Raw genomic sequence first — 16605 nt, 5'->3', positions numbered from 1 at the left:
CCGTGCTTCCACCGAGACTGCCCGATGAGGGCCCGGGGCACCCAGATCAAGAGGTCGTGTACGAGGACGCCGCGCACGCCGCCGGGTGATGGAAGGTGTGCTGCTTTCGTCATAGGCGCTCGGTCAGTATTGCGCCGGATCGCATCGCTGGAGGAGTGACGCCTCCCGGCCGCGGTCCAGCCGGTCGCAGGTGTCCGGCCGCTGCCGGGCGGCACGGACCGGCGATACAGTCCAGCACCAGGTTGTTGAACCTGACTGCAACCTGAACGCGCTCGCTCCGCCCGGCGGAGGGGCACGAGGCTCGGGGCGGCGCGGGTGATACTGGCGGGGTGACCGCTGCCCGCATTCTGGTTGTCGAGGACGACCACGGCCTGCGTGACGTCCTGGTCCGGGGCCTGCGCGACGAAGACTTCGATGTCGCGACGGCCGTCGACGGGGCGACGGCCCTGCGCACCGTCGACGCGAATGTCGACGCAGTCGTGCTCGATGTCGGGCTGCCGGACTCGGACGGGCGGGATGTGTGCCAGGCGATGCGCGGTGCCGGCATCACCGTCCCAGTGATCTTCCTGACGGCCCACGGCAACCTCACCGACCGGCTCTCCGGCTTCGCCTCCGGCGGAGACGACTACCTCGCGAAGCCCTTCCACCTCAGTGAACTGGCGGCGCGACTGCGGGCGATCCTGCACCGCGCCGGCACCCACAGCATCGTCACCGACAGCACCAGCGCGCTGCGTCTGGACCCGGTCCGGCACGAGCTGACCGTGCACGGCCACGCCGTCTCCTTGACGCCTACCGAGTTCCGTCTCCTCGCCTGCCTGATGGCCGGCCCCGGAGCCGTGATCCGCCGCCGAGCCCTGCTGCGGGCGGGCTGGCCGGAGGGCGCACAGGTCAGCGACAACACCCTGGACCAGTACCTGGCGCGGTTGCGGCGCAAGCTGCGCGAGGCGAACAGCCCGCACGGCATCCGTACCGTCCGCGGCATCGGGTACCGCTTCGCATGAAACGCCGCCTCACCGCCCGCACGCTGCGCGGCCGTCTCGCGATGATGGCCCTGGCCACCAGTGCCCTGTGGATAGCGGCCTTGACGACGGTGTTCAATCTGGCCCTGGACAAGCGGCTGCACGAGCAGGCCGATGAGGTGTTGCGTACGCGGGCGGAGGCGGTCGCAGCCACCGTGGAGGCCCGGCCGGACGGCCGGCTCGCCGTCCGGGAACCCGCAGAGGACCAGGCCCTGGATTCCGGCGTGTGGATCTACCAGGGCACCCGTTTGATCGAAAAGCCCTCCGGTACGCCCGCCGCACTGCAACAGCAGGCGGATCTGCTGGCAGGACACCGCGACGTCTTCGCCGACACCACCGGGCCCGGCGCGCCGCGGCTCTACGCCTTCCCCATCGATGCCACCGGCGGGAGCGGACACGCGGGCACGGTCGTGACGTCCGTGAGCCTGGACCCCTACCGCAGCACCGCCGACACCGCTCTTGTCGGATCCGTCGTGCTGGCCGTGCTGCTGCTGGGCACCATCTATCTCCTGACCCGGCTCGTGGTGCGGCGAGCCCTGCGTCCTGTCACTGCCATGAGCGCCCAGGCGGCACGGTGGAGCGAAGCGGACGCCCCTGAACGCTTTGGAGCAAAGGGCCGGCCGGCCGAACTCGCCTCGTTCGCCGCCAGTCTCGACGCCCTACTGGACCGGCTGGCCGCGGTGCTGCGCCGCGAGCAGCAGCAGACCGCGGAGTTGTCCCACGAACTGCGCACCCCTCTGGCCCGGATCACCGCGGAAACCGACTGGCTGACGCGACGACCACGCAGCGCCGAAGAGCAGCACGCCTCCCACGAGGCCATCGCGAGTGCTGCGGCGACGATGCAGCAGATTTGCGACTCTCTCCTCTCGGAAGCCCGCACGCGCGGCTCCCAGGTTCCCGGACGCTGCCGGTTCCCCGACCTCGCGCAGAGGATGGCGAAGCACAGCGCGGCCGAACACCCCGGTGCTCCGGCCGTGACGGTCGAGGGCGACGCGGTGAACATCGGAGTCTCGGAGGAGGCCGTCGAACGCATCCTGACGCCCCTGCTGGACAACGCCCGACGCTACGCCGTGCATGCGATCACCATCGAATGCATGGCAGAGGCCGGCAGGCTCACGGTGTATGTCAGCGACGACGGGCCGGGGGTGCCCGAACAGTTCCTCGAGTCGCTCTTCGAGCCGGGCCGTCGCGCGCATCCCGAGGACGGGCACGACGGTGCGGGACTCGGGCTGGCTCTTTCCCGGCGCCTTGCCCGCGCCGCCGGCGGCGACATCACGCTGTCCGGCGCGGGCCCCGGCGCACGCTTTGCTGTCAATCTTCCCGCGGGCTGAGGTCCATGGCCGGCGCCACGTCGCGCTTCGTGCGGGCCAGATAGACGACCAGGGCGAGAATGACCGCCAGGAACAGGAGGCTGGTAACGACCGTGCCCAGGCCCAGCCCGCCGTCGGCCTGCGGCTGGGACAGGTAGTCACCGAGCGAGGCGCCGAGCGGCCGGGTCAGTACATAGGCGATCCAGAACGACCACACCGCGTTGAATTCCAGGGTGTAGTGCGCGATCGCCACGGCGGCGATGAGGACGGCGAAGATGAGGGCGGAGAGCCAGTACCCCAGGTTCAGCCGCTCGGCGGCGAGGTCACCGGCCGCGGTGCCCAGGGCGAACGTGAACAGGATCGCGAGCCAGTAGAACGCTTCCCGGCGGCTGGTGTGGATGGTGTGGATCGACAGGGTCCGCTCGCTCAGGTACCAGGCGGCGAAGGTGAGGGCGAGGGCCACGGCGAACACCGCCGTCGTCGTCTCCAGCGGAACTCCGACGTTGTCAGTGAGGTTGTCCGTGATCAGCGTGCCGACCACGCTGATCAGGACCACGGCAAGCCAGTACAGGCCCGGCAAATAGGAGCGCGCCCGGAACTGGAAGATCAGCGTGATGGCCAGCAGGCCGCCCATCACGTAGGAGGTGTTGGTCAGGCCCAGACCGAGGTTGGCGTTGAGCAGATCGGCCGCGGTCTCGCCCACCGTGGTGCACAGGACTTTGATCACCCAGAAGTACAGGGTGACTTCGGGGACCTTGTTCCACATCTGCCGGTGCCGGGAGTGGGACCCGGCGACGTGCGTGTTGGTTGTCATAACGCGGCAGGCTGGCATGGCTTTCCTGAACGCTTCCTGACTGCCGCGAGCACGCACCTGCCGCGAGGATCAGCCCCGGGTCGCGGATGGTTGGGGTCGGCGCTATCGGCGACCCTTGCGCGGCTGTACGACCCCCGAAGAGCATCGCGTCCCGCGTGGCCGGGCTGCTGCGGACGGGGCAGTCGTGACGGTGGGCTGACGCCCGGGGGATACCCGGGGACCCGTCGGGCCCGTACGATCCGCCCCCGGACTGCCCGCAAGCGGGACCCACGAGTGTGCCCCGCTGTTCTCGCCGAGGACGGCTTCGCTCGCCTTGCCGGGCGTTCGGGCGCGACAGGCGCCGTGCACAGGGTGTCTCTCTATGTTCGGGTACGCGCAGGCTGATCGGTGTCCGGTTGCGTACTCCGTCCAGAACCGTGCGGTCGACGGCGGGCCGGGGCCGGGGCGTGGCCGCGGTGAGGGTGATGGTGCCGCGGTCGCTCAGCGCGGTCCGCCACTCGCTCGGGCGGGGCCGGGTTCCGCGCTCGCCCTCGGCCTGGGAGAAGAGCTTCCGTACCGCCGCGTCCTGGCGGTCGTTCAGGCAGCCGGCGACGAGCCGCAGCTCCTGGCCCGGAAAGATATACGGGTCCTGGGCGAGGAGTCGCCCCGCCACAAGGGCCGTCTAAACGCGTCCGTGTCCACGGTCGCCTCGGTGGACGGCGTGAGCGGATCGTTCCAGTCGGGGGTACCGGCCTGGGCCTGGACCGCTCCGCGCCCCACCCGGCGGAAGCCGTCGCAGTCCAGGAAATGGACGGCGGGTTCCGGCGTGAGGGACCACAGCACGTTGGCCTGGTAGATGTCCCCGATCACGAGCCCGGCGCTGTGGAACCAGTCGATGGCCTCGACGCAGGCCAGAGCGAGAGCCCGGCGCTGCTCCAGGGCAGGCTGAGGCACTAGCTCCGTACTTCGCGGGTGGCTGATTCAGGTGGGTTCGTGGTGCGGCCGGTGTCTGATCGGGTGGTGGTCGCGTTGAGTGGGTGTGACGAAGTCTTCCCGGTCCCCGGGGCCACGGACGGTGCGTCCAGGAGGTGCTCCGGGCCGAGGCGGCCGTCGACGGCTGGTACGCGCTGCTGACCACCCTCACCCCCGAACAGGCCGACGCCGCCGAGGTACTGCGGCGTCACAAGGGCCAGGGCGCCGTCGAGCGCCGCTACGGCGACTTCAAGGGCCCTTGGCCGTCACCCCTGTCTTCGTGCAGGACAACAAGCGGGTGGCCGCTCTGGTGGCAGTGATCTGCCTGGCCCTGCTTGTGTTCTGCCTGATCGAGCGTCAGGTCCGCCGGGCCCTGGGACCCGAACAGAAGATGCGGGGCCTGTATCCGGGCAACCAAGCGGTGCGGCCCACTGGCCGGATGATCCTCTACCATCTCTCCGGCCTGCGGCTGCGGGTCGGCAGCGTCACCGACCCGCCCACCATCGTCATCAGCCGAGGCGTCCAGCTCCACCTCATCGACCTCCTGGGCATGGAGCCAACACATCCCCGCTGGCCAGAGGCCTGAACGGACGACCGGCGAAGTAGGGAGCTAGGGTCGGCTCAGTCAGGTTCACCGAGAGGGGTGCGGGGTTGGCAGGCGCGACGACGCAGGAGTTCGGCCGGCGAATCGACCCCTACCGGTCGGAACTCCTCGCTCACTGCTACCGGATGCTCGGCTCGGTGCACGATGCCGAGGACTTGGTCCAGGAGACCTATCTGCGGGCCTGGCGCGCGCGGGAGCAGTACGACGAGGGCAAGGCCTCGGTCCGGACCTGGCTGTACCGGATCGCGACGAACGCGTGCCTGACCGCGCTGGACGGCCGCAGCCGCCGACCGCTGCCGTCCGGCCTGGTCGAACCGAGCGATCCCACCCGGCCGCTGGTGTTCGGCGCGGACATCACCTGGCTGCAACCGTTCCCGGACGCGCGGATCTCGCATGCCGATCCCGCGGCGGCGCTGGTCGCCCGGGGCAGCCTGCGGCTCGCCTTCGTCGCCGCGATGCAGGTGCTCTCGGCCCGCCAGCGTGCGGCGCTGATCCTGCGTGAGGTGCTCGAGTTCTCGGCTGCCGAGACCGCGCAGATCCTCGACACCACGACGGCAGCCGTGAACAGCGCGCTGCAGCGGGCCCGCGCCCGGCTCAGCGAGGCCGGGGTGTCCGAGGCGCGGATCGAGGAGCCGCCCGAGGCGGAGCGGCGTGCGATGGTCGACCGGTACGTGGAGGCGTTCCTGAAGGCCGATGTGGCCGCGATCAAGCGGCTGCTGACCGACGACGTGCTGATGGAGATGCCGCCGATGGTCAACTGGTTCGTCGGCCGGGAGGCCTACGGGCAGTTCATGGAGTGGGTCTTCGCCAAGGGCGGCACCGACTGGCGGGTGCTGCCAGTGTCGGCGAACGGGCAGTCGGCGGTTGCCGCCTACGTGCGCGGGGCGAGTGGGGCGTACGAGGTGCACACGCTGCAGGTGTTCACCGTCACGGTGGAGGGGATCAGTCGTAACTCGGTGTTCCAGGACGCCGAGGTGTTCGCGGCATTCGGGTTGACGCCCCAGCTTCAGGACTGAGGGGCGCCAACCCGAGGACGCTGATCAGCCCGCGTTGGCCGGGCTGTTGTGGTACGCCGCGACCAGCCAACCGCGGTCGCGCCGCTCGAGCACCCAGGTCGCGTTGGCGATGCGGTTGGCGGGCACCTCGGTCTCGCCGGGGAAGAGGATGCCGGTCTCGCTGACCACGACGGCGGCGTCGGCGCCGAGGAAGCGGAGCTGGTCGATCCGGTTGGTGGTCGTCGAGCCCTTCAGGTAGCTGGCGAAGCCGCCGGCCATGGTCTGGCGGATCTCCTCCCGGCTGCCGCGGTAGCTGCCGGGCAGGATCGCGCTGGCGTCCTCGGTGTACTCCGCGACGAAGGCATCGGCGTCGCCGGCGTCCCACGCCTGGTAGACGCCCGCCAGCACGGCGTGGATGGAGGCCTCGTCGGCCTCTCGGGACTCGTTGATGGTCATGGCCTGGTCGGTGGTCATGGTCTGCTCCTCGTCGGTCTGCGTTCGCGGGCCCTTCGACGGGCCCACGAGTCGACGGGCCCACGAGTACATACCGAGCCGACTGCCGGAACTCATCGCACCGGGAACGCGGATTTCAGGCGAACCGCGCCGCTGCGGCATCGGCAGGCCCGTCCATCAGTTGCCACCCGCCTCGCCTCGAAGCGGCGCAGCCACAGCTCGACCGCGACCAGGTCCGCCAGGCCGTCCAGCCGGCCCGGCGCTGGCGAGCACCGCGCAGCAGGGCGTGCTGGGCGCCGGGCTGCAGCCGGACGTCCGCCGGGAGCAGGCTGGCGGCGCGGATCACCCGGTTGTCGAAGAAGGGCGTGTGCAGCCGCTGGTCGCAGAGCCCGGCAGCGACAGGCAGAGCGCCCAGACGCTTCTCCACCACGGAACTGACCACGCACTCCATGCGCGGACGCACCGTCCGTGGCCTCGCGGACCGGGAAGACTTCGTCACACCCACTCAACGCGACCACCACCCGATCAGACACCGGCCGCACCACGAACCCACCTGAATCAGCCACCCGCGAAGAATCCACCTCGACGACTCCCCGGCCGGAGCCACCGCTTGCGCGATCGCTCTACTGGCGCCGGGCCGGGACGGTCTCGACCTCCGGCGCGAGGCCCGCTGGTTCACCGCACAGCCGTGGCTGTCGAATCAGCAACTCATCGACCAAGCGTACGGCTTCGGCTTTGCGTGGGTACCGGGGGCGAAACCGGCCCTGTGAGGCGGCGTCGTGTCGGGACGGAACCCGGCACACCGCGCTGTCGTCGGTGCAGCCAAGGTGGCGCCACGTCATGGTCGGGACGTGGCTCGGCTCTGGTTTGCTCAGCGGAGGTGCTGGTCGAAGAAGGCCATTGTCGCGTCCATCGAGGCCGGCCACCGCGGCCCGAACGCGTGACCCTCGCCGTCGTACACCAGGAGTTCGACGTCCTTGCCCGCCGCCTCGAACGCGGCGGCGGTCTGCTCCGACCAGGCGATGGGACACGATTCGTCGACGGTGCCGTGGTGGATCAGCAATGGCTCGGTCACCCGGTCGACGTACGTGATGGGCGCGACTTCCTCCCAGAACGTCGGGTTCTCCTGGGGTGTCCCGTGCGCGGCGTCGATCTCGGCGACGCCCGGGTCGCCCTCACTGCGCTGGAAGCGGTCGATGTTCTCGGCCGGACGCGAGCTCACCGGTGCGAATACCACGGCAGCGTCGACCAGGCCGGGTGCCACCACCAGCGTGTTGTACACGACGCCGCCGCCCATCGACCGTCCGAGCAGGCCGATCCGGTCGCCGTCGATCTCCGGACGACCGGACGAGCGCAGAGCCAGAACAGCGCCGATGACGTCCTCGGTGTACCCGAGGCGGAGGTTGACGTCGTTGTCGCGGTCGTCGTCGGAGCCGGCGTGGTTGCGGTAGTCGGTGTGCAGGACCACGTAGCCGTTGCGGGCCAGGAGGTCTTGTTCCCGCATAAGCCCGCGGCCGGTGGTGTAGACGGCCGGGTCGATGTACCCGTGGGCCAGCACCAGGGCCGGGAAGGGCCCCTCACCCTCGGGGATGTTCACGATTCCCGAGATCGTCAACCCGTTGGCCTCATACGTCATCGCGTACCGCGTGTAGGTGTCGGTCCGGTCGAGCACGTCGCCGAGCCGGAGGTTCGAGCCCTGATGCTTGCGCTCGATCAGGCCTGGGATCGACACCGGGTTGGCCGGCGTCGGGGTGGGCGTCCCGCTGGGGTCCTGGGCCTCGGCTCTGGTCGACGTCGGCGCGATTGTGCGCGCAGCGTCGACGTCGTCGCCCCCCGTGCAACCGACTGCGGCCACCAGTACCAGCCCGGCGACACCTGCCATGATCCGCCGCAATCGCATGCGGCCCATTATCCCCGAGCGGACGTGCTTGGTGGCGATCAGGAAGCGGGCGGACAGCGCCGCGCGCAGAGCCTGGGCTTCGCCGCGGGTCAGCATCCGGTACGGGCGCGACGGGCCGGCGGGCGTCGATCGGGACGCCGACGGACGTCTCATGCACCCAGCTGGCTCCCGCGCTGGGTCTGCCGTCTCAGGGGAGACACGCGCAGCCGGGCGTCGGGGGCGAGGTGCCGTGACGCTCGATTGATGTCCTCGGGTCTCTCCCCCGAAGCCGGAGTCGGCCGAGGATCTCAACGGGCAAGTTATTGAGAATCGAGACAGGGTTGTGACCTTTCTGTGGGGCTGTCAGGGATACGTGCTACGCGTCCTCTAACAGCCAAGGGGGCGTATGCCATTGGGTCTGGGGTCGTGGCCAGCTGGAAGCACGGCACGTGGATGACGCTGACGCGCACCTGGCGGGCGAGGACGAACTGCTGGCGCGCTGGCTGAACCGGGGGGCCAGGAACCCGGGCCGGCACCGAGGCGTACTTCCGCCTGTGCATGGAGCAGTGGTTACCGGTGGGCCGTTGCGTGCCTTCGGAGTACGGGTCGGTGCCCAGTCCACTCTGGCCGGCACGATCGACCTGCGGTTTGAGATGCCGGGCGTCGCCCCCCGGGCAGGTCAACACTGCCTACGGGCTCTACCCGGCCTGGCGCGGCCAGGGCCTGGCCACACGCGCGGTCAACCTGGTCTGCCGGTACGCCACAGCCGAAGGAACGACTCAAGCAGTGATCCAGGTGAACCCGGAGAACCCTGGGTCGGCAGCGGTCGCGCGGCGGTCGGGCTTCACCTACACCAAGCAGCTGCCTGATGCGGACGGGACCCGATTCGACTGGTACATCCGCGACATCTGAGCCGTCCGCCAGAGGTGCGTCATTCCGTGGGTGTCTCCCTCTCGGGCGTGATGGTGCCCAGGAGCTGGGTGAGGGGGATGAAGGCGTCGGTGGTTCCGAGCTCCCTGGGGGTAGGTCCGGCCGGGGTGGGGATATCAGCGAGGCGCTGGGTAAGAGCGGTGATCGCTTCTCGGTCGCCTTCGAGCGCTTCGCGCTCGTCGTCGGTGAGGTCGACCTGTTCGAGCATCGTGTTGATCCCGTCCTTCACCGCGAGGAGCTGCTCTTGTCGATGGCGGCGTTGCGGACCTGCCAGGGCAGCAGGTGGGTGGAGTTCCGCCAGGCGGTGAGGGTGGCGACGAGTTGCTCGACGAACCTCGCGGATTTGGACCGTGGTCACCGCAGCGACATCCGCGCCGGGCTCCAGGCCAACTGCATCCAGCACCGCCGTCCACGACGTTCGGCCGGTCTCCAGCGCGGCCACGATCGAGTACGGCAAGCCCGGGACCATCTGGTGCTTGCGCTCACCCCGGCCGAACGTGTGGCAAAAGGACCGGTCCAGGCCGCCGTAGAGGGCCCCATGCCCACAGCGGTGTTCCGGCGCAAGCGCGAGATCGACCAGCGTCCTCACCGGGCCGTCCGTGCACAACAACGCGTCGCGCAACTCGAACAGCGCATCACCCCGTGCGGTCAGACACGCGTACAGCTCCGTCCGGAACCATGACACTTCCGCGAACGCATCCCGCAGGACGCCCTGATACTCGAACTCACGACCACAACCTTCGTACTGTTCCTCTGCCTCTGTGACGGAGCACACGATCAGACGAGGGCCGCCCTCACGTTCGCTGAACTGCGAAAACGCTGATCAAGTTCGAGTCGCGTTCGACACGGGACCTAGGTGAAAAGCTCACAGTTCGCTCATCGAGTGCAGTTGGGCGAACTCGTCAGCGAGCATGCCCATCATGACGAGATCGTGGTGCCGACCGGCGAAGAACACGTGATCGCGGAGGCGACCTTCCTCGATGAAACCGAGCCGACGTTGAAGTGCCATCGATGCCTCGTTGTGTGCGAAGATCCGCGCTCCGCACTTATGAAAGCGCCGCTCGGCGAACATGAAGCGCAGCAGCATCACCACGGCTTCTGCCGCGTAGCCATTGCGCCGATGATCAGCGCCCATCGTGACGCCGTACTCGAACCAGCCCGCACGTGGATCAACGTGGTGCGAGCCGACAGCACCGACTATTTCCCCCGTGTCGACGGCTTCGATTGCCAACTGGAAGCAGTCGCCATCGGACTTGGCAGCGGCCTGCTCCTTCGCCCAGGCACGGTAGCCCTCGGCGGAACGGGGCGGGTGCAGCAGGTCTCCCAACCGCTCCTCGTCCTCGGCGAAGCGCATGAACGCGGTCCAGTCGTCGGGCTCGATACCGCGCAGGCGTACCCGTTTGCCAGTCCAGAACGATGTCATCCGCTATTCGATCACGCTGCAGCGCGCGAGGTCCAGACTTTCGCCAACCCCTGAGACAGCATGTGACCTGGCACTTCAAGGTTGCCGAACATGCCAAGTTCGAGCCGCGATGTGCGCGCCGAGGTCCTCGATCAACTCCTCGACTGTCGTGTCGCCCGGCTGCCCGGCCCGCCATTCGGCGAGCAACCGGTCCCAGCCCGGCGGTACTTCCTGTTCCGTCGTCGGCCAGGTCGGCGGCCGCGGAGACCGGCACCTCGACGGGCTCGGGGGCGGCGGCCTGCCGGGGTACGGCGGCGAGGAGTTGGGCGAGATTGCGCCGGCAGGACTCGATCGACGGCTCGAAGCGGCCGTTCCAGTTGGCGGACTCGTATAACCGCAGGGCCAGTTCGAGCAGCCCACGGGCTCGTTCGTTGTCCGTTTCAAGGTAGATCTCGGACGCGAGCTTCGACGCGGCGTTGGCGATCCGATAGACGGGCGCCCGCAGGCTGCTCGCCGCGAGTTCCCGCTCCGCGTCGCCCAGCCCCTTGCGCGCCGCGTCGAGCCGGATCTCCAGATCGGGCGAAATTTCGAGGCAGGGATATCGCTCTGCCGTCCAAGTTCGTGACGACCACATGGTCGACGAAGTCGAAGTCGATCGTGAAGACCGGGTTGCCGTCTATCTGTCGCATCGGACGTGTGGTCGTGCCGCGTCCGGTGAGGTGGAACGGAACGTTCCACCAGTGATTGCGCCGTGCACGTGCGGGGAGGCGGATTTTGCCGACGACTTGCGCGAATCGGTAGCGGTATCGGCGGGAACAGCTCCAACGCGTTCCCTTCCTGCCCCGCCCCCATGCAGTTGCAGGAAGGCGAACTGCCGGCGAGGTCCGGACGTGACGCCGGCGGTCGCGGCCGCGCCAGGCGAGGATGCCCCAGGTGCCGGGGAGGACATGCAGCCCAGGAGCAGTTCAGGGACTCCGCGTCAGTACGGGTGCCTGTTCGGCTTGTTCGCCCATGCCTCGTAGGACGTTGCCCCCAGCTCGGGGTGGAGCTGCTCGAGGGTGATACTCCGCTGGTCCGGGGGCTTCGCGAAGTCCTCGTACTGGAAGGCGTCGTCGAAACCGATCTCCTGAGTCGCCTTCCAGTCGCAGCTGTAATAGACAGTGCCGATTCGCGACCAGTAGATGGCACTCATGCACATCGGACAGGGGGCGCCACTGGTGTAGATCGTGCAGCCCTGCGGCATGCGAGCGCGTTCCGGTACGACGTCGGGGGAGCCCTCAGGCCGAGGCACCAACTCCAGGGTGTACTCGTTCTGGTGCTCTTCGGAGATGGTGGGCGCCTCAGGGTTGAACAGCTGAACGGCCTTGCGGATGGCTTCCACTTCGCCGTGCGCGGTGGGATCGGCGGTGAGGAGTACGCGATTCTGCCCGCGAGCGATGATCTCACCGTCATCGGTGATCACCGCGCCGAACGGTCCGCCCCAGCCCTTCTCCACGGACTCTGTGGCCAGCCGAACCGCCTCGACCGCGTGGCTGGATTCGGGTGCGCGTCAACAACTCCTCGAGGAGGGCCGCCCGTTGTTCGACGGGACCCCGACACAAGAGGTGCTCACCGGTGGGACGCCGACGCACGATGTCGTCACGGCGGTCGTCTCGCACGAGGTGCTGCCGGGGCGGGAGCGGGAATTCATGCGCTGGCAGGACAAGATCCTGAAAGCGCAGGAGAGACATCCCGGTTTCATGGGATCGGAGATGTTCAAGCCGGTGGAGGGCGTTCAGGACCGTTGGGTGGTGGCCTTCCGCTTCGACACCCGCGAACACCTCGACGGGTGGCTCGACTCCGAGTCCCGCGAGAAGCTTCTGGAGGAAGGGCGCGACTACTTCCGCTCGTATGATGTGCGCAAGATCGGGTCGGCGTTCGGCGGCTGGTTCCGCTTCAGTGAGGGTGCGGGCGAAGGCATTCCGCCCAACTGGAAACAGGCCATGTCCGTGGTACTGGCCCTGTATCCCACGGTGATGATCCTGGACCTGACGGTCGGCGACTGGTTCAACAGCCTCGGAATGCCTGGGTATCTGGCTCTGTTCATCAGCAACGTGCTGAGTGTCAGCATCCTGACGTGGTTGCTGATGCCGCTGGTCAACCGGGCGCTCGCCTTCTGGCTGCTGCCCAGCCGGGCGCGATCCCTGCGCATCCATGTCGCCGGCGCTGCGGTCGTGGCGGCGTGCTGTCTGGTGCTCATAACCATTTTCGGCCTGACCACGGGTTAGACGACCCACGGTTGGACGGCGCAACACATCAGTAGAAACGAATCAATGGCTTGCTGATCCCGTCCTTTCTCGACTCCATCATCCGGAACGCCCGCTCGATCTCGGGTTCGGGGACCGGTTTCTCGACGACGCCGACCTCGCCGACTTCCCTGAGGGCAAAAGCTCCATCTCCAGGGCAGCAATCCCAGGCCGCGAGCTTTCGGGGCGGCCGGTAAACTGGGGATGTCTCCGCTTGCACTCTGCGGTACTTCACACCGGGTCTTCAGCTTCATCCGCAGCCGCAGCTTGCGCAAGTCCTGGAGTCCATGATGCGCGAACACGGGCAGGCCCGAGGTATTGAGGGGGCGCTCGTCCAGCGAGGCGACGCCGACTATGAAGCCGTGCGGACAAGCATGGTGTGGAACGGGCTCAAACCCGAGCGATTCCCGGAGGTGATCGTCCGGGCCGCCTCCGAGCGGGACGTTCCCGGAGCCATCGGGCTGGCTCGCTCCCGCGGTCTGCGCATCGCCGTACGGGCGGGCGGGCACAGTTGGTGCGGGTCGTCCGTCCGCTCCGACGGAATGCTCGTCGACCTCTCCCGACTCCGGCGGTGGGACATCGACGTGGCTTCCGCGACGGCGACCGTGCAGCCAGCTGTCACCGGCGGCGAACTCGTTCCGGAACTCGCCGCGCGCGGCCTCGCCTTTCCCACGGGGCATTGTGGATCGGTCGCCGTCGGCGGATATCTCCTCAGTGGTGGTCTCGGGTGGAATTCCGGTGCCCTGGGGCCGGCTTGTCGGAGCGTTTACGAGATTGAAGCCGTGACGGCGGACGGCGAAGTGGTCCGATGCAACGAGGACGAGAACTCCGACTTGCTCTGGGCGGCGCGTGGAGCGGGGCCGGGTTTCTTCGCCGTCGTCACCAGCTTCCGCCTTCGCCTGCACCGGCTTCCCGGGGCGATCATGTCGACCACATATGCCTTTCCCCTCGCTGACGTCGAAGAGGTGTCGAACTGGGCCACCGAGACCGCGAACGAGCTCGAGCCGACCGTGGAATTGACTCTCGTACTCGCAACGGCCGCCCCGCACATGACGAAGGAAAGGCCGCGGCCGAAGGTGATCGTCGTGGCCGCCACCGCATTCGCGGATTCGAGCGAGCAGGCCGTCCAGGCCCTCCGACCGTTCCAGAACTGCCCCTTCGCCGATCGCTCCCTTATCTGGGAGGCGAACGAGCCGAAGTCCCTCGATGCCCTCCACGACGCCTCCGTCGGCATCTGGCCCGGACAGCACCGCTACGCGGTCGACACCCTGTGGTCTCAGGCGGACTTCGGGACGCTGTTGTCCAAGCTCAGCGGCGCTGTCGAAAGGGTCCCCTCCGACAAGTCCCTCGTCCTGGCACCCGTATCGCCCGTGTCGCACGACGAGGATCTGCTGCGCGACATGGCGTTCTCGGTGCTAGGCGAGAGCTACGTCGTCCCCTATGCCGTTTGGGACGACCCTTCGGAGGATGACATCAACGTCCGCTGGCTGCGCGAGGCGATGAGCGCCGTGGAACCGCTCGGGACGGGGCACTACATCGCCGAGGCCGACCTCACCGCCAGTCCGACCCGCGCCGAGCGGTCGTTCACGCCGAGCGACTGGCAGCGGCTGCAGACCCTGAGGGCGCAGTACGACCCGGAGGGCGTCTTCCACTCCTACCTGACGCCCTGAGGGGCTCGTCGCTACCGATCGGAGCGATCGGAGCCTGTGGCTACTGGTTGCCGGGGGCGTTGGACAGCCGGTCCAGCCATTCGGTCATCAGGCCGGTTTCGGCTGGGGTGAGGGCCGGGTCCGGTGACTGGCGCAGCAGTGCGTTCAACCGGGCTGCCGTGGAGGGTACTTGCGCGTCCTCGGCACCCGTCTCCGCGGGGGCGTACACATCGGGAGTGAAGATGGCGGCGTGCACCGCGTCCCGTACGCGCCTCGATGTGCTCTTGTCCGTGAAGGTCGATAGGCGGGTGACGAGCATCAGGGCCACGCCGACATTGGCCGACATGACCATTTGGGCTGCCAGTTCGGGCGCGATACGCAACTTGCCCTGGGCCGCGGCCCGTTCCACGTCCCGGGTGAGGATCTGGTGGCACTCGAGGGCCGCGGCCGGCGGTGTGCGCATCGCGGGGGAATTCATCAGCCGGTACAGATTCGGGTTCCGCAGGGCGAAGTCCACGTGGGTGTCCCAGCCGTCGCGCAGGTCCTCGATGGGGTCCGCGCCGGGGCGGTGCTGCCGCTTCGTCTCCAGGTACTTGTCGAAGCCGGAGTCGACGACGGCCGACAGCAGGCCCTGCCTGCCCGAGGACATCGCGTCCGGTGGGCGTGTTTCTCGCCTCCGAGGACGCGCGCTGGATCACCGGGGAGTGAACTTCGCTCGGTGGACATCGCTGACGGCAACTCGTACTCGCGGCTCCGGATCCTCGCCTCGGCTGATCCGGTCAGGAAGTGAGTTCGCGTGCGCGCCGGGCGGCCTCGCCCACCGATCCGTGATGGATGGGGCCGTGCCCGGGCAGCAGGACGTCAGCAGCCAGCTGCTCGATCACATCCAGGGATGCCACGGCGCGTTCGCGGTTCGCGTCGAACATCGTGGGCAGCAGTTGGGGCCCCCGCACACGGGACGTGGGATGGCCGCTGACCAGCGCGTCTCCGGAGATCACAATCCCCTTGTCCGGGAGGTGGTAGGAGCAGTGCCCCGCAGTGTGGCCGGGTGTGTGCACGGGGACCGGGCGACCCGGCAGATCGAGGGCACCCGCCACGGGGAACTTCTGGGGACGGGCGACGCGGGAGTCCGCGGTGCCTCCCGACCGGAGAGCGTGTACTGCCCACGGAAGCACGCCGGGACGCCACCCATTCATCAGGACCTGGCCGATGGAAACCTGGTGGAGGAACTCCCGGCGTGCGTGGGGTACCTCTGCCTCATGCAGGAAGACGGGGGCGTCGAAGGTGCGGCTGAGGTATTCCGCCGAACCGATGTGGTCGTTGTGCGCGTGTGTGATGAGCACCGCCTCAACCGCATTGGGTGCGTGGCCCAGGTTCGCCAGCGAGTCGAGGACCTGCCGGCGGTCTCCCGGGTAGCCGCAGTCGATCAGCGTGACGGCGTCACCGTCGGTCAGGATGACCCAGTTGGTATTGCTGCCGTGGACCAGGTGAACACCGGCGGCGGCGTGAACGAGGGCGTCTTCGCGCATGACCTTCCAAAGTCTTGAGATCTTCTGCTGCCGGGCGCTCCGGTTGCCGACTGCGGTCAGGAGCAGGCTAGTTGATCGCCGTGCCGTACCCGTTGGACCGACTCGCCAGACCCAGACCCCGACCCCGACCCGGACCCAGCCCCGGCGGGCAGCCTGCCGTGCAAGTTGCATACGGTCGTTGCGCCGGCGAGCGTCCCGATCGCCGTGGCCGCCGTACTTTCGCTCACCGGACCGGACCGGACCGAACCGAACCGAACCGGGCCGCTGGTCCGCCGATCTCGCCGATGTCGCGTACTGATCGTGCTGCTCGCGCTCGGCATGGGCGCGCAGAACGCCGTGGTCCGGAAGATTGCCGTACCCGACCTCACCACCACGGTCCTCACCCTGACCCTGACCGGCCTGGCGGCCGACCGGCCGGGGCCCGCCACCGTACGCCGACTGGTGTCGGTCACCGCGATGTTCACCGGCGCCCTCGCCGGCGGCCTGCTCCAGCTCCACCACGGCACGGCCGCCGCGCTCGCGCCGGCTCTCCTCCTGCTCACCGCTGTCGCCCTGGCGGCAGCCACCACACCCCGACCCGGATCAGGAGTCCCGTCGTGACCGAGCGCAGCACAGAGCCCGTACTGGCGCAGGAGGCCCAGGCGTTCGCGAAGGCGCTGAGCGAGGCGGTGCCCGCCGGCCTGGTCGCCGACGGCCTCGTCCCCGACCCCGCCGGGCACTGAGCGGCCGCCCCGAACGGCCCCGGACCGATCCGCGGCCGACTCGCCCGTGTCGCTGTTGGGCCG

At 68.6% G+C, this 16605-nt stretch carries 20 protein-coding genes and 1 pseudogene; 10 read left to right on the top strand and 11 right to left on the bottom strand.

Annotation, left to right across the window (positions count from 1 at the left end):
* Window positions 1-329 precede the first annotated feature (329 nt).
* Window positions 330-1001: a response regulator transcription factor gene (locus tag ACWDO5_RS02575; protein WP_450527739.1), complete on the top strand. Its 672-nt coding sequence runs from the start codon at window positions 330-332 to the stop codon at window positions 999-1001.
* Entirely contained in the window at window positions 998-2350 is a 1353-nt protein-coding gene (locus tag ACWDO5_RS02570; protein ID WP_450527738.1) for an ATP-binding protein, read from the top strand. Before ACWDO5_RS02575 ends, ACWDO5_RS02570 begins: the two co-directional genes overlap by 4 nt.
* Here the strand turns inward: ACWDO5_RS02570 and ACWDO5_RS02565 are convergent.
* Together ACWDO5_RS02565 and ACWDO5_RS02560 are read right to left on the bottom strand one after the other, a co-directional pair.
* Window positions 2331-3143, bottom strand: a complete 813-nt coding sequence (locus ACWDO5_RS02565) for a COG4705 family protein (protein WP_450527736.1) — start codon at window positions 3141-3143, stop codon at window positions 2331-2333. The genes ACWDO5_RS02570 and ACWDO5_RS02565 overlap by 20 nt on opposite strands.
* A gap of 576 nt (window positions 3144-3719) precedes the next feature.
* The gene (locus ACWDO5_RS02560) at window positions 3720-4076 is read right to left on the bottom strand and encodes a hypothetical protein (protein ID WP_450527735.1); all 357 of its coding nucleotides are present in this window, start codon (window positions 4074-4076) and stop codon (window positions 3720-3722) included.
* A gap of 134 nt (window positions 4077-4210) precedes the next feature.
* Here ACWDO5_RS02560 and ACWDO5_RS02555 point away from each other — a divergent pair, with 134 nt between their 5' ends.
* The 3 genes from ACWDO5_RS02555 to ACWDO5_RS02545 all read left to right on the top strand — a co-directional run bounded on the left by ACWDO5_RS02555 (window position 4211) and on the right by ACWDO5_RS02545 (window position 5714).
* On the top strand, window positions 4211-4414 hold the full coding sequence (locus ACWDO5_RS02555; RefSeq protein ID WP_450527733.1) for a hypothetical protein: 204 nt from the start codon (window positions 4211-4213) through the stop codon (window positions 4412-4414).
* Window positions 4375-4680: a hypothetical protein gene (locus tag ACWDO5_RS02550; RefSeq protein WP_450527732.1), complete on the top strand. Its 306-nt coding sequence runs from the start codon at window positions 4375-4377 to the stop codon at window positions 4678-4680. Before ACWDO5_RS02555 ends, ACWDO5_RS02550 begins: the two co-directional genes overlap by 40 nt.
* A 65-nt stretch (window positions 4681-4745) precedes the next feature.
* Entirely contained in the window at window positions 4746-5714 is a 969-nt protein-coding gene (locus tag ACWDO5_RS02545) for a sigma-70 family RNA polymerase sigma factor (protein WP_450527730.1), read from the top strand.
* Window positions 5715-5738: 24 nt separating this feature from the next.
* Here ACWDO5_RS02545 and ACWDO5_RS02540 read toward each other — a convergent pair whose 3' ends face one another.
* The 3 genes from ACWDO5_RS02540 to ACWDO5_RS02530 all read right to left on the bottom strand — a co-directional run bounded on the left by ACWDO5_RS02540 (window position 5739) and on the right by ACWDO5_RS02530 (window position 8199).
* A complete protein-coding gene (locus tag ACWDO5_RS02540) occupies window positions 5739-6167 on the bottom strand; it encodes an SgcJ/EcaC family oxidoreductase (RefSeq protein WP_450527728.1) in 429 nt (142 codons plus the stop codon).
* A 115-nt stretch (window positions 6168-6282) separates the two neighbouring features.
* The gene (locus ACWDO5_RS02535; RefSeq protein WP_450527726.1) at window positions 6283-6588 is read right to left on the bottom strand and encodes a hypothetical protein; all 306 of its coding nucleotides are present in this window, start codon (window positions 6586-6588) and stop codon (window positions 6283-6285) included.
* 429 nt (window positions 6589-7017) lie between these two features.
* Window positions 7018-8199 (bottom strand): alpha/beta hydrolase family protein, encoded by a 1182-nt coding sequence (locus ACWDO5_RS02530; protein WP_450527725.1) that lies wholly within the window; start codon window positions 8197-8199, stop codon window positions 7018-7020.
* A 384-nt stretch (window positions 8200-8583) separates the two neighbouring features.
* Between ACWDO5_RS02530 and ACWDO5_RS02525 the strand changes: the two genes are divergently transcribed.
* Window positions 8584-8937 (top strand): GNAT family N-acetyltransferase, encoded by a 354-nt coding sequence (locus ACWDO5_RS02525; protein ID WP_450527723.1) that lies wholly within the window; start codon window positions 8584-8586, stop codon window positions 8935-8937.
* A gap of 349 nt (window positions 8938-9286) precedes the next feature.
* Here the strand turns inward: ACWDO5_RS02525 and ACWDO5_RS02520 are convergent.
* The 4 genes and pseudogenes from ACWDO5_RS02520 to ACWDO5_RS02505 form a co-directional block, all read right to left on the bottom strand.
* Window positions 9287-9661 (bottom strand): annotated as a pseudogene (locus ACWDO5_RS02520) (transposase); the annotation flags it as partial.
* A 159-nt stretch (window positions 9662-9820) separates the two neighbouring features.
* Window positions 9821-10378, bottom strand: a complete 558-nt coding sequence (locus ACWDO5_RS02515) for a GNAT family N-acetyltransferase (RefSeq protein ID WP_450527722.1) — start codon at window positions 10376-10378, stop codon at window positions 9821-9823.
* Window positions 10379-10797: 419 nt separating this feature from the next.
* Window positions 10798-11130 (bottom strand): DUF5996 family protein, encoded by a 333-nt coding sequence (locus ACWDO5_RS02510; protein ID WP_450527794.1) that lies wholly within the window; start codon window positions 11128-11130, stop codon window positions 10798-10800.
* A 206-nt stretch (window positions 11131-11336) separates the two neighbouring features.
* Window positions 11337-11867, bottom strand: coding sequence for a nucleoside deaminase (locus ACWDO5_RS02505; RefSeq protein ID WP_450527792.1), 531 nt, complete (start codon window positions 11865-11867; stop codon window positions 11337-11339).
* Here ACWDO5_RS02505 and ACWDO5_RS02500 point away from each other — a divergent pair.
* Together ACWDO5_RS02500 and ACWDO5_RS02495 are read left to right on the top strand one after the other, a co-directional pair.
* Complete coding sequence (locus tag ACWDO5_RS02500) at window positions 11812-12624, top strand: antibiotic biosynthesis monooxygenase (RefSeq protein ID WP_450527720.1); 813 nt, start codon at window positions 11812-11814, stop codon at window positions 12622-12624. The two genes, ACWDO5_RS02505 and ACWDO5_RS02500, sit on opposite strands and share 56 nt — an antisense overlap.
* A 380-nt stretch (window positions 12625-13004) precedes the next feature.
* On the top strand, window positions 13005-14312 hold the full coding sequence (locus ACWDO5_RS02495) for an FAD-binding oxidoreductase (RefSeq protein WP_450527719.1): 1308 nt from the start codon (window positions 13005-13007) through the stop codon (window positions 14310-14312).
* 40 nt (window positions 14313-14352) lie between these two features.
* On the opposite strand, the gene ACWDO5_RS02490 is transcribed toward ACWDO5_RS02495, so the two are convergent.
* Both ACWDO5_RS02490 and ACWDO5_RS02485 read right to left on the bottom strand, forming a co-directional pair.
* On the bottom strand, window positions 14353-14940 hold the full coding sequence (locus ACWDO5_RS02490; protein WP_450527717.1) for a TetR/AcrR family transcriptional regulator: 588 nt from the start codon (window positions 14938-14940) through the stop codon (window positions 14353-14355).
* Window positions 14941-15070: 130 nt separating this feature from the next.
* Complete coding sequence (locus ACWDO5_RS02485) at window positions 15071-15820, bottom strand: MBL fold metallo-hydrolase (RefSeq protein ID WP_450527715.1); 750 nt, start codon at window positions 15818-15820, stop codon at window positions 15071-15073.
* 204 nt (window positions 15821-16024) lie between these two features.
* On the opposite strand from ACWDO5_RS02485, the gene ACWDO5_RS02480 reads away from it, so the two are divergent.
* Together ACWDO5_RS02480 and ACWDO5_RS02475 are read left to right on the top strand one after the other, a co-directional pair.
* Window positions 16025-16420 carry a DUF1275 family protein gene (locus ACWDO5_RS02480; protein ID WP_450527713.1) on the top strand — a complete coding sequence of 132 codons (396 nt, stop codon included), beginning with the start codon at window positions 16025-16027 and terminating at the stop codon, window positions 16418-16420.
* Window positions 16417-16542: a hypothetical protein gene (locus tag ACWDO5_RS02475; RefSeq protein WP_450527711.1), complete on the top strand. Its 126-nt coding sequence runs from the start codon at window positions 16417-16419 to the stop codon at window positions 16540-16542. Before ACWDO5_RS02480 ends, ACWDO5_RS02475 begins: the two co-directional genes overlap by 4 nt.
* The last annotated feature ends 63 nt before the right edge of the window (window positions 16543-16605 follow it).

The organism is Streptomyces sp. NPDC000880 (assembly GCF_053599675.1).
Note: the sequence above shows the minus strand (reverse complement) of the source record. Positions and strands in the feature narration are given on the sequence as shown.